This window comes from Streptomyces sp. NPDC049887 (genome assembly GCF_040656535.1).
In the GTDB taxonomy this organism is placed as follows: domain Bacteria; phylum Actinomycetota; class Actinomycetes; order Streptomycetales; family Streptomycetaceae; genus Streptomyces.
In genome coordinates, this window is record NZ_JBFAMM010000001.1 from 198276 (window position 1) to 210705 (window position 12430).

Consider the following 12430-nt stretch of genomic DNA (forward strand, 5'->3'; position numbering starts at 1 on the left):
GGGTGGGCCGTCGCGGCCGCCGCCGCGATTGACCGATACCCCGCCCCGGGCGTCGTACCCGACCGTCTCGCCCCCTGATCAGCACCGGCCCCCACCGGTGCACGTGCTTCAGAGTACGGCCGGCGGCCCTGAGGGGAAGGGCATTTGCAGAACTGGTTGGACGCCGTGTTTAGGGTGTGCCGCATGTTTCGTTTTGAGACAGAAGTCGACAAGGATCGCCTCGGCCTGCTCGGTGAAAGACTCGAGGCCGCCAACGCACAGCGCTCTCCGGCGATGCGGGCCCTGGCGGTGAGCCCGCACAAGGACGAAGTCCCCCTGCAGGTCTGGGTGGTGGAGGAGGCGACCGGGGAACTGGCCGCGGGACTGACGGGCCGCACCTGGGCCCGCTGGCTCCATGTCGACCTCCTCTGGGTCGACGCCCGGCACCGCGGCGCGGGCCTGGGCTCCCAGCTGCTCTCCGCGGCCGAGCGCGAGGCCCGATTGGGCCGCGGATGCTCCTGGTCCCGGCTTGAGACGTGGGACTTCCAGGCACCCGACTTCTACCGGAAGCACGGCTACGAGATCGTCGGCCGGGTGCCCGACTACCCACCGGGCGTGACGGAGTACCTGCTGGCGAAGCACCTCGGCTGAGTCGACGGCGCGCGGGTGCGCGCGGGGAGGCGGGGCACGGGTGCGCGCCGGGAGGCGGGCGCCGAGGTCGTCCCGGCGGATCGGCGAAACACCCGCAACCCTCTACTCAAATTTGACTAGAGTACCCCGCATGGGTGAGAAGACCATTCCGATCCTGCCGTGCCGGACCATCCAGCCCGTTCTCGACTTCTACACGACCCTCGGGTTCGAGGTGACCTTCCAGCAGAAGAGCCCCAATCCGTACGCTGCCGTCCAGCGCGGCGGCATACAGCTCCATTTCTTCGGGATGAAGCGGTACGAGCCGACCGAGTCGTTCAGTACGTGCATCGTCCAGACCGATGATGTCGACGGGCTGCACAAGACCTTCCGGGCCGGACTGAAGGCGGCGTACGGGAGAGTGCCGAACCGCGGACTGCCGCGCATCGGGCCGCTGAAGAACACGTCACACGGCGTGCGGCAGTTCCTCATGACCGATCCCGGCGGCAACTGCCTCCGCATCGGGCAGCGGACGAGCGACGACCAGCACCACCGGCCCGCCCCCAAGGAGACCTTCGACCGGGCCCTGCACCACGCATCCCTCCTCGCGGACTCCAGGGAGGACCCGACGGGCGCCGCGAGAATCATCGACCGGGCGCTGCGCATGGAGGGCGAGCGGCCAACGCCCGTGCAGCTACTTCGTCTTCTCGTGCTGCGTGCGGACGTCGCGGACCGCCTCGGCGACGATGACACCGCGACGTCGGCGCTCGTCGCGGCCGGCGCGGTCCACCTCTCCGCGGAGGAACGCGAGTTCGCACACGACGATCTCGAGCGCCTCGCGCAACTGCTGGGCTGAGGATCAGCCATCGAAGCGCTGGTCACCAGCGCTCCTTGATGGACGCCACGGGGACGGGCGCCTCGTGGCGGACCGCGGGCACGTCGCACCCGCAGCCCTTCGCCGGACCCGCGCGCCGTGACGGTCGGGCGAGCCACCGGCGGTCCGCCGCCGACGGCAGCCCGGGCCGGCGAGCCCGGCGGCAGCCCAGGCCGGCGAGCCCGGCGGGGCGGGCCGACGGATGCGCCTCCGTGGCGGATCAGCCGAGTCGGCGGGCGCCTGCGGACGGGACGGCCGGGAAGATGCGGGGCGCCGAGCGGCCCTCCGCCACGAAGGCGTCGAGGACCGCCCCGGTCACCGAGTCCTCGTCCGCGGACTCGACGAGGACGATCGCCGAGCCGCCGAAGCCGCCGCCGGTCATCCGTGCGCCCAGCGCGCCCGCGGCGTTCGCGGACGAGACCACGAGGTCCAACTCGGGGCAGGAGACCCGTAGATCGTCGCGGAGCGAGACATGGCCCTCGGTGAGCACCGGGCCCACGCCGCGGACGTCTCCCGCGTCGAGCAGTGCGACCGCGCGCTCCACACGGTGGTTGTCGGTCACCACATGACGGACGCAGCGGCTGATCCGGTCGTCCGGCGTGCCGGGCGCTCCGCCCCCGGCGGACGGCGCGCCCAAGCGCCCCAGTGCTTCCGGCAGTTGCGTGCAGTCGACGTCGCGCAGCGTGCGCACACCCAGCGCCCGCGCACCCGCCTGGCACCAGGCGCGCCGCTCCGCGTACGCGCCGTCGCCGAGGGCGTGCCGCACACCGGTGTCGACGACGAGGAGCCGCAGGCCGTGCGCAGCGAGGTCGAAGGGCACCTGGCGGCGTACGAGGTCACGGGTGTCGAGGTGCAGCAGGTGGCCCTCGACACAGCAGGCCGACGCCATCTGGTCCATGATCCCGCAGGGCACGCCGACGAAGGCGTTCTCGGCACGCTGCGCCAGCCGAGCCAGTTCCTCGCGCGGCAGGCCGAGTCCGTGCAACTCGCTCAACGCCAGCGCCGTGACCACCTCCAGGGCCGCCGACGACGACAGTCCGGCGCCGGTCGGCACCGTCGAGGAGAAATGGACGTCCGCGCCGGTGACGGGGTGCCCCGCGTCCCGCAGCGCCCATACGACGCCCGCCGGGTACGCGGCCCAGCCCGTCCCGGAGCCGGGCACGAGCGAGTCCACGCCCCGCGCGAGCACGCCGTGGCCGGTGCCGGACGAGTGGACCCGCAGCACGCCGTCGGTGCGACGCGCCACCGCCGCGAGCGCGGTGTGCGGGAGGGCGAGCGGCATGACGAAGCCGTCGTTGACGTCGGTGTACTCGCCGATCAGGTTGACCCTGCCCGGCGCGGCCCAGACGCCGTCGGGCTCGTACCCGTACAGCTCCCGGAACCGCTCGGCGACCCTCACGCGCCCGCCCGCCGGGATCGGGCGAAGTCCCAGGCGTCGGCGACGATTCCCGCGAGGTCCGGCCGCGACGGGGCCCAGCCGAGGCGCTCCTGCGCCGTGGCGGAGGAGGCGACCAGCACGGCCGGATCGCCGGCGCGGCGGGCGGCGACGGTCTCCGGGACCGGGTGGCCGGTGACCTTGCGGACGGTCTCGACGACCTCGCGGACGGAGAAGCCGTTGCCGTTGCCGAGGTTGCAGATCAGATGCTCCCCGGGGGTGATCGCGGCCATGGCGAGCAGATGGGCCTCCGCGAGGTCGGCGACATGGATGTAGTCCCGCACGCAGGTGCCGTCCGGCGTCGGGTAGTCGTCCCCGAAGACGGAGATCGTCTCGCGGGTGCCGAGCGCTACCTGGAGGACGAGTGGGATGAGGTGCGACTCGGGGTCGTGGCGCTCCCCGCAGTCGCCGTAGGCGCCGGCGACGTTGAAGTACCGCAGGGACGCCGCCGCCAGTCCGTGCGCGGCGCACTCACCGCCGATCATGTGGTCGACGGCGAGTTTGGTGGCGCCGTACGGGCTGGTCGGTGCCGTCGGGTCGGACTCGGTGATCGGCGTGGAGGCCGGCTCGCCGTAGGTGGCCGCCGTGGAGGAGAAGACGAGCTTGCGGACCCCTGCGGAGCGCATCGCGGCGAGCAGTGCCATCGTCCCGCCGACGTTGTTCTCCCAGTACCTGCCGGGTTGCGCGACCGACTCACCGACCTGCGAGTACGCGGCGAAGTGCAGGACGCCGTCGTATGACGGGCCGATATGGCGGGCCGCGTCCTGGACCCGTCCCTCGACGAAGGCGGCGCCGTCCGGGACGGCCTCGCGGAATCCCGTGGACAGATCGTCGAGGACCGTGACCTCGTGCCCCGCCTCCAGCAGGTGCGCGGCCACCACGCTGCCGACATAGCCGGCTCCGCCCGTCACCAGGTACTTGCTCACTCGCTCGCCACCTCTCGCAGTCGCCGGGCTGCTGACTCCGGCGGCACATCGTTGATGAACACGCTCATGCCGGACTCGGAACCCGCGAGGAACTTCAGCTTTCCGGAAGTTCGGCGGACGGTGAAAAGCTCGAGATGCAGCGCGAAGTCCTCGCGCCCGCCGCGCGTACCGGCAGCGCGTGCGCCGTCGTCGAACGGGGCCTGGTGCCAGGCGGCGACGTACGGCGTCGGTGGCTGATCGGCACCGAAGATCCGGTCGAAGCGCCTCAAGAGTTCCAGATAGACCTGTGGGAACTCTGTGCGCGCCGCGTCGTCGAGCTCGCGCAGGTCCGGCACCCGGCGGCGTGGGTACAGATGTACCTCGTAGGGCCAGTGCGCCGCGTACGGCACGAAGGCCACCCAGTGGCCGCCCGCCAGCACGACCCGGGTGGCGGATTCCAGCTCGCGCGTGACGACGTCGTCGAAGAGGTTCCGGCCGGTGGCGGCGCGATGCGCGGCGGCGGAACGCCGCATCAGGGCCGTGCGGGGGGTGACGAAGGGATAGGCGTAGATCTGGCCGTGCGGATGGCCGAGCGTCACACCGATCTCCGTACCGCGGTTCTCGAAGCAGAACACCTGCTTGACCTGCGGATACTCCGCCAGCTCGGCGGTGCGGTCGGTCCACACGTCCAGCACGAGCGCGGCCTGCTCCTCGGTGAGGGCGGCGAAGGACGCGTCGTGGTCGGGGGTGAAGCAGACGACCTCGCAGCGGCCGTTCCCGCCGGCGAAGGACGGGAAGCGGTTCTCGAAGACGACGACGTCGTAGTCACTGTCGGGGATCTCGCTGAGCCGCCCGTCCCGGGAGGGACAGAGGGGGCATTCGCCGACGGGCGGATGGTGGGTGCGGCCCTGTCGGTGCGAGGCGATGGCGACGGCGTCGCCGAGGAGCGGGTCGTGCCGGATCTCGGACGTGGTGACGGTCGGCTCCGGCGGCCGGCGGTCGACGGCGTCGCGGACGACGTCGTCGCGGGAGTCGTAGTAGAGCAGCTCGCGGCCGTCGGCGAGTCTGGTGACCGTCTTCTTCACGCGGAGTACCTCCATGACCCGACCATGACCCGACCATGACCAACCCCACATCCAACATAACCACACACAAGGATTCGTGATCCAACATGTTTGCCTGCGGCGAGATGAGCGAATCCGTTGGACTGGGCCGGTGGCGCTTGCGGGAGGGCGGTGCGGACCCCGGGGGCGGACCGGGCCCTGACCTCCGGGGCGGGGGCCCCGGTCCGGGGGCTCCGGTCCGGGGATTCCTTGAGTGGCGGCAGGCCGGGTTGCGGCAGGCCGGGTTGCTGAAAGCCGGGTTGCTGAAGGGCGGTGGACACGCCCCGACACCCCGGCGGGGCGTGTCCACCGGCCCATCGCGCACCCACCGGGGACCTGCCGCAGATCACCGACGACAGGTCACAGGCCACCGGCGACAGGCCACAGATCGCTGATCGCTGATCACTGATCACAGGCGAGACCGGGGGCGCTGGGCCGGGACATCGAGGCACGGTGGAGCATCCGTCCCGGATGGTGGGCTCTGGAACGCCCCACCCGTCGGCCTGCCGCGCAGCGCCGTGCTCCCTCAGTCCACGTCGAGGTCCGGGTCGGCCGGTAGCGGCGGGTGGCTCGCCGCGTGGTCGAGGAGGCCCGTGCGGGCCGCGAGGGCCGCGGCCTCCAGCCGGGAGCCGACGCCCAGTTTCATCAGCACCCGCTGGACGTGCGTGCGTGCCGTACTGGGGGCTATGCCCATGCCCGCGGCGATGAGCCGGGTGTCCTCGCCCTCGGCGACGCGCACCAGCACCTCCACCTCGCGCGGGGTCAGCATGCGCAGCAGCCGCCGCCCCTCGTCGTCCGGCTGGGCCGCCGGGTTGAGCAGATCGGTGAACGCGCCCTGCAGCAGCTGCGGCGCCACCGCCGCCTCGCCCGCCCGCGCCTTGGCCATGGCCCGTTCGACGCCCTCTATCCGCTCGTCGTGGCGCACATAACCCGACGCGCCGGCCGCGAAGGCCGCCGCTATCCCCCGCGGCGACGGCACGGGTCCGAGCACCACCACGGCGACCTGCGGACGCTCACGCTTGATCCGCACGATGGGGTCGAAGGCGCCCGGCTCCGCCGGCGCCGCCGTCCCCAGCAGGCACACCTCGGGCGCCCTGCTCACCACGAGTTCGGCCGCCCCCGCCGTCGGCGCCGCAGCGGCGAGCACCCGGTGTCCGCGCAGTTTCAGCGCGGAGGCCAGCGCCTCGGCCAGCAAACGGTGGTCGTCGACCACCATGAGCCGCACACCCATCGAGCAACCCCCCCAACCCCTGGAGCCGGCCCCCCGCCCCCAGCACTACTGACCCGGCAAGCTACACGCTTGTTCGACGCCGCGCTGCCCTACGCATCAGATATCCCTCGGATCGGTGAAATGCGTGTCGTTCGGGGGCAAGTTGACGAACGACGGAGGTCCCCCGCCCGTGCGCGCGGGGGACCTCCGTCACTCGTGCACCTGTGGTTCAGTTCGTGCTCAGGGAGAGCACCAGATACTCCTGTCGCGAGGCCGATCCGCTCCGCTTGCTGAGCATCGTCTCGGACATGAACAGCCGTCCGTCGGCGTAGAGGATCTCCGAGTAGTCCTCACTGAAGCTGGACTCCGCCTCGCGGACGGACTCGTCGGACGGGACCTCCAGCAGCACCGTCTGCTTGAAGGTGCCGCCGTCGATGCTGACGATCCGACCGCCCTTGTCGTACGGGGGCCGCTTGTAGGCGATGAGGTTGCCCCCGTCCATCCGCAGCGGCGAGATCGTGTACCGGTCACCGGCTTCCGCCTTGTCGGCGGTCGGCTTGCCCGTGGTCAGGTCGAAGGACACGATCTCGTTGGTGTCGCCGTACTCCCCGCTGCCCTCGTGCTCCTCGGTGGGCAGGTACAGGCGGTTGTTGCCGACGACGACGTGCCGGCAGGTCTCGACCTCGGTGGAGCCACAGCGGGCGGCGAACCGGTCCGCGTCGGCGGAGATCTTGACCTTCAGCTTGCCGGTCTTCTCGTCGACGACGAAGAAGTCCGAGATGCCGCTGCCGTCCCCGGCGGTGTCGCCGACGTCGGCGGCGACCACGAGGGGCTTGGTGGACACGATGCCCGCGTACTCCACGCCCGTGGGCATCTTGTACGAGGAGACCGGCGCGCCGGTCTGCGCGTTCAGGGACTGGATGACGACGTACTGGTTGCCGTAGTCGCCGCACTTGCGGGCCGCCACGAGGGCGGGGCCGCCGCCGTAGCCCATGTCGTAGCAGTTCTCGGCGTTGACCTGGGGCTTCCACCTGACGGCGCCGGTGGCGAGGTCGAACGCCGCTCCGCCGTCGGTGCCGCCCGCGGCGACCGTGCCGCCGCTGAGGGTGACCTCGTTGAAGCGGGCCTTGTCGTCACCGGACCCCGTGGCCGACTTGCTCCACAGCAGCTTGCCGGTGGTGAGGTCGATCGCGCCGACCTCACTGCACTTCTCGTAGTTCCGCGGCGGCTTGCGCTTGGCGGGCTCGAAGGCGATGGCCGTCTTGTGGTCCGCCGTGGCATGGCGCGAGGCGGCGCACACCTGGCCGGGAAGCGGAAGGGTCCACTTCACCGTGCCCGTGGTGAGGTCGTGTCCGACGACGGAGTTGATGCCGGTCTTGACGTACAGCGAGTCCGTGACCCAGGAGCCGCTCACGTCGGTGACATCGGTGACCTTCGGCTGGGGGAGTTGGAAGGCCACCTTGGCCGCCGGGTTGGACGGCGCCTTCTCCTTGCCGCCGCCGAGGGCCTTGTCCTTGCCGCCGTCCGCGCCCTGGCTGGAGCCCTTGGCGTTGCCGCGTTCGTCGTCTCCCTTGGCCGCGGAGTACCAGACGCCCGCGCCGATGATCAGCACCACGGCGACGACCGCGGCGATGATGATCTGCGTCTGGGTGTTCGGCTTCTTGCCGCCGGGGCCGCCGGGGCCGCCGGGCTGCTGCGGGCCGTACTGCGGCTGCGTGGGCTGCCCCGGGTAGCCGTAGCCGTAGCCGTACTGCTGCTGGCCCATCGGCTGCGTCGGCCGGCCCGGTGCCTGCGGATAGCCGTAACCGGGCGGCGGCGTCTGCGGATAGCCGTAACCGGCCGGCTGACCGGGCGGCGGCGTCTGCGGATAGCCGTAACCGGGCTGCTGTGGCGGCGGGGTGGGCGCGCCGAAGCCGCCCTGCGGAGGCTGCGCGGGCTGCTGCGGGGGCGGCCCGGACGGCTGGTGCGGCAACTGGTCCGGCTGCGCGCCCAACTGCTTCGGGGGCGGGTCCGGCTGCTCGCCCGGCTGCTTCGGCTGCTCACCCGGCTGTTGCGCGGGCTGGGGTGGTTGCGTCATTCCTGCGTACCTCTGGGGGATGTGGGAAGGAAACGATTCGTTCCGGTGGTCCGGGTCGGGGCGTCCGGCCGGACGCGGTCACTTCCCGAAGGCCATCATCGTTTTGGTCTCCTTCTCCTCCTTGTCGTTGCTCGCGCTGACCCGGCCGCTCGCGATGATGAACCGGCCGTTGTGGTACGCGAGCCTGGGGCTCCAGAAGGTTCGCTCGATCGAGGACGTCGACGCGGGGTTCTGCAGCAGCACGGTGGGCTTGCCGCCGGTCGGCGCGAGCGTCGCGACCGCGCCGCCCGAGTCGTACTTCGGCTCCAGGTACACCAGGACGTTCGAACCCTCCATGCGGAGAGGGATCATCATCTGCTCGGCGGGTGCGTCCGCTCGCCACTTGCGCTTGCCGGTGTCGAGGTCGAACGCCACGACGGCGTTGGTGCGGGCGGTGCCGCCCTTCCTGGGCTCCGTGGCCATGTAGAAGGTGTCGGCGTCGGCGGCCACGCCGACGCAGCCCTCGAGGATCTCGCCGAAGACGACGAAACCGCCGCCGCAGCGCGGCTGGTAGCGGTCCGTGCCGCCGTCGATCTGGGAGCGCAGCGTCCCGTTGGCGTTGAGCGCGACGACGCTCCATTTCTTCTGGTCGGGCTGCGACATCGAGACGACGAGGGGGCTGACCGAATAGACCTTGTCGACCTGCCAGTCGACCGGAAGCCTGTACGTCCACCTGGCCTTGCCGGTGGTCGGGTCCAGCTCCTGGAGCTGCTGCTGGGTCTTGTCGTAGTCACCCGTGCGGCAGGTCTCCGCGGCGATCAGCTTCGGACCGCCGGCGAACGCCTGCGGTTGGCAGTTGCCCGGCAGCTTGCCGAAGAGCGGTGCGCCGTCGCTGATCCGGAACGCCTCGCCGTTGCCCGTGCGGGCGGCCGTCACGGTGTTGCCGCTGATCGCCAGGGTGAGGCTGGACAGCAGGTCGAAGGCGCCCTTCTTGGTGATCGTCTTCTTCCAGCCCGCCTTCCCGGTCCTGAGGTCGACGAGCTGCAGCTGGGTGCAGTTCGCCTTGTCGCTCGTGCCGTCCTTGTAGGCGATGACGAGCTTGCCGTCGTCGGTGCCGCGGACCGGGGCCGCGCACAGCTCGGCGGGCAGCGGCAGGCTCCACTTCTTGCTGCCGTCGTCGGCCGAGTAGCCCGCGACCTCCTTGTACATGCCCTTGACGACGATGTCGCCGGCGAACCACGGCCCGTACACCTCGGCGCCGTTGCGCGGCAGGTCGACCTCGTTCTTCGCCAGCCAGAGCACCTTGGACTCGCCGTCCTTGCGGCCGGCGTTGAGGTCGTCGACCTCCTTGCGCCCGGTGCCGCTGCCGTCGCCCTGGTCCACGGACTCGGAGCCGGTCGGCTGCGGGCCGCCGGTCTGCTTGGCGTCGGGCCTGGGGCCGTCCTCGCTGCCGCTGAGCGCGAACCAGGTGCCGCCGCCGATGACGAGGAGTGCCGCCACGGCCGCGCCGATGATCGCGGCGGGCCTGCCCTTGAAGAAGTTGCCGCTGCCGCCGCCCGGAGGGGGCGGGACGGGCGCACCCGGGTACTGAGGCTGGGTGGGGTAGGCGCCGTACGGACCGGGCTGCTGACCGTACGGACCGGGCTGCTGACCGTAGGGGCCAGGCTGCTGACCGTACGGACCCGGCTGCTGACCGTAGGGGCCAGGCTGCTGACCGTACGGACCCGGCTGCTGGGCGTACGGACCGGGCTGACCGCCGTACGGACCGGGTTGACCGGCAGCCTGCTGCGGATAGCCGTACCCCGGCTGCGGCGCCGCCTGCGGGTAGCCGTACCCGGGCTGCGCGTCCTGCGGCGGACCGGCGGGCTGGGCCGGAGGGGCGTGCGGCGGGGTGGGCGGCAGCTGCGGCGGCTGGACGGGTTGCTGGGGAGTGCCCTGCTGAGGGTCCTGCGGAGACCCGGAGCCCCCCTGCGGCGGTTGCTGGCTGGGTGGCTGAGTCATCAGCTCTCCCCCTTCGTGCGGTCCGCTGCCCGACCGGCCTCCCCCGCGATTCCCTCGGGCATGTGCCTTTGGAAATGGAGCGAATCGGACATGGATTCCGCAACGTCACGTCAGTCGAGCGGGGCTTCTTTGTATCACCCGGAGCATGTCAAGAAGCGGGCCGGTCCGCCCCTGTACCCAAGGGAGAACCGGCCTGTGATGCCCTTGTTACGCGACCGGCGTGCGCCGCCGCTACGCGTCCTCGGCGAGTTCGAGCCAGCGCATTTCCAACTCTTCGCGCTCACCCGAGAGTTCACGGAGGCGCGCGTCGAGTTCCGCCACTTTCTCGAAATCGGTGGCGTTTTCGGCGATTTGCGAGTGCAGCGTGGATTCCTTTTCGGAGATCCTGTCGAGCTGCCGCTCGATCTTCTGCAGCTCCTTCTTCGCGGCCCGCTGGTCCGCCGCGGACCTCTCCGCCCCGGCGGGCTTCGTGGGCGCGGCAGGTGCCGGAGCCGCGGCCTGCGTGACCCTCGCCCTGCGCTCCAGGTACTCGTCGATGCCGCGCGGCAGCATCCGCAGTGTCGCGTCACCGAGGAGCGCGAGCACACGGTCGGTCGTGCGCTCGACGAAGAAGCGGTCATGGGAGATCACGACCATCGAGCCCGGCCAGCCGTCGAGGAGGTCCTCGAGCTGCGTCAGCGTCTCGATGTCGAGGTCGTTGGTGGGCTCGTCGAGGAAGAGGACGTTCGGCTCGTCCATCAGCAGCCGCAGAAGCTGGAGTCGGCGCCGCTCACCGCCGGACAGGTCGCCGACCGGGGTCCACTGCTTCTCCTTCGCGAAGCCGAACTGCTCGCACAGCTGGCCAGCGGTCATCTCCCGGCCCTTGCCGAGGTCCACACGGTCGCGGACCTGCTGGACGGCCTCCAGCACCCGCAGTTCGGGGTCGAGTTCGGTGACGTCCTGCGAGAGGTAGGCGAGCCGCACGGTCTTGCCGGTGACGATCCGCCCGGCGGCGGGCTGCCGTTCGCCGTCGCTGTCCGCGGCGTCGGCCATGGCGCGCAGCAGGGAGGTCTTGCCGGCGCCGTTCACGCCGACCAGGCCGATCCGGTCGCCGGGGCCGAGCTGCCACGTCAGGTGCTTGAGGAGGACCTTCGGGCCGGCCTGGACGGTGACGTCCTCGAGGTCGAAGACGGTCTTGCCGAGCCGGGTGGTGGCGAACTTCATCAGCTCGGAGGTGTCGCGCGGCGGCGGCACGTCCTTGATCAGCTCATTGGCGGCCTCGACGCGGAAGCGGGGCTTCGACGTACGGGCCGGTGCGCCGCGGCGCAGCCAGGCGAGCTCCTTGCGGACGAGGTTCTGCCGCTTGGTCTCCTCGGTCGCGGCGATGCGCTCGCGCTCGGCGCGGGCGAAGACATAGTCGGAGTAGCCGCCCTCGTACTCGTACACCGTCCCGCGCTGGACGTCCCACATGCGGGTGCAGACCTGGTCGAGGAACCAGCGGTCGTGGGTGACGCAGACGAGTGCCGAGCGGCGTGCCCGGAGGTGCTGGGCGAGCCAGGCGATGCCCTCGACGTCCAGGTGGTTCGTGGGCTCGTCGAGGACGATCAGGTCCTGTTCGGCGATCAGCAGCTTGGCGAGCGCGATCCGGCGCCGCTCACCGCCGGACAGCGGGGCGATGACGGTGTCCAGGCCCTGCGGGAAGCCGGGCAGGTCGAGCCCGCCGAAGAGACCGGTGAGCACATCGCGGATCTTGGCGTTGCCGGCCCACTCGTGGTCGGCGAGGTCGCCGATGACCTCGTGGCGGATGGTGGCGGCGGGGTCGAGCGAGTCGTGCTGGGTGAGCACCCCGATGTGCAGTCCGCCGCTGTGGGTGACCCGGCCGGTGTCGGGCTCCTCCAGCCCGGCGAGCATGCGGATCAGCGTGGTCTTGCCGTCTCCGTTGCGCCCGACGACTCCGATGCGGTCACCCTCGGAGACGCCGAGCGACACTCCGTCGAGCAGGGCACGGGTGCCGTACACCTTGCTGACTGCCTCGACATTGACCAGATTGACGGCCATTTCTCTCCTGACAGGGGGATCGATCGACCTACCAGGGTAGTCGGGGCGCACCGTCCGCAGTCCGCGCGTACGGTGCGCGACCGTACATCCACGGAGAGTGGACAGTACGCGACCGGGTCGCGACGCTGGGTGGGTCGCCCCAGTTGACCGTGTGAGCTCTGGACGGCCGTGGGTGGCCGTCGGCCTGGAGCCTGGGGCCTGAG

General features: G+C 71.2%; 9 protein-coding genes. 2 read left to right on the plus strand and 7 right to left on the minus strand.

Annotated features, from left to right (window positions below; genetic code table 11):
* Window positions 1-183: 183 nt before the first annotated feature.
* The gene (locus AB0J10_RS00865; RefSeq protein ID WP_363056361.1) at window positions 184-630 is read left to right on the plus strand and encodes a GNAT family N-acetyltransferase; all 447 of its coding nucleotides are present in this window, start codon (window positions 184-186) and stop codon (window positions 628-630) included.
* Between the two features lie 130 nt (window positions 631-760).
* Window positions 761-1462 carry a VOC family protein gene (locus AB0J10_RS00870; RefSeq protein ID WP_363056363.1) on the plus strand — a complete coding sequence of 234 codons (702 nt, stop codon included), beginning with the start codon at window positions 761-763 and terminating at the stop codon, window positions 1460-1462.
* A 238-nt stretch (window positions 1463-1700) separates the two neighbouring features.
* On the opposite strand, the gene galK is transcribed toward AB0J10_RS00870, so the two are convergent.
* The 7 genes from galK to AB0J10_RS00905 form a co-directional block, all read right to left on the minus strand.
* Complete coding sequence (gene galK / locus AB0J10_RS00875; protein ID WP_363056365.1) at window positions 1701-2879, minus strand: galactokinase; 1179 nt, start codon at window positions 2877-2879, stop codon at window positions 1701-1703.
* Window positions 2876-3841 (minus strand): UDP-glucose 4-epimerase GalE, encoded by a 966-nt coding sequence (galE, locus tag AB0J10_RS00880; RefSeq protein WP_363056367.1) that lies wholly within the window; start codon window positions 3839-3841, stop codon window positions 2876-2878. The genes galK and galE overlap by 4 nt, the downstream gene beginning before the upstream one ends.
* A complete protein-coding gene (galT, locus tag AB0J10_RS00885; RefSeq protein WP_363056819.1) occupies window positions 3838-4905 on the minus strand; it encodes a galactose-1-phosphate uridylyltransferase in 1068 nt (355 codons plus the stop codon). The genes galE and galT overlap by 4 nt, the downstream gene beginning before the upstream one ends.
* Window positions 4906-5449: 544 nt before the next feature.
* Window positions 5450-6154, minus strand: a complete 705-nt coding sequence (locus tag AB0J10_RS00890) for a LuxR C-terminal-related transcriptional regulator (protein ID WP_363056369.1) — start codon at window positions 6152-6154, stop codon at window positions 5450-5452.
* A 208-nt stretch (window positions 6155-6362) separates the two neighbouring features.
* On the minus strand, window positions 6363-8210 hold the full coding sequence (locus AB0J10_RS00895; protein ID WP_363056371.1) for a PQQ-binding-like beta-propeller repeat protein: 1848 nt from the start codon (window positions 8208-8210) through the stop codon (window positions 6363-6365).
* Window positions 8211-8288: 78 nt separating this feature from the next.
* A complete protein-coding gene (locus AB0J10_RS00900; RefSeq protein WP_363056373.1) occupies window positions 8289-10190 on the minus strand; it encodes a PQQ-binding-like beta-propeller repeat protein in 1902 nt (633 codons plus the stop codon).
* 231 nt (window positions 10191-10421) lie between these two features.
* Window positions 10422-12227: an ABC-F family ATP-binding cassette domain-containing protein gene (locus tag AB0J10_RS00905; RefSeq protein WP_363056375.1), complete on the minus strand. Its 1806-nt coding sequence runs from the start codon at window positions 12225-12227 to the stop codon at window positions 10422-10424.
* Window positions 12228-12430 lie beyond the last annotated feature (203 nt).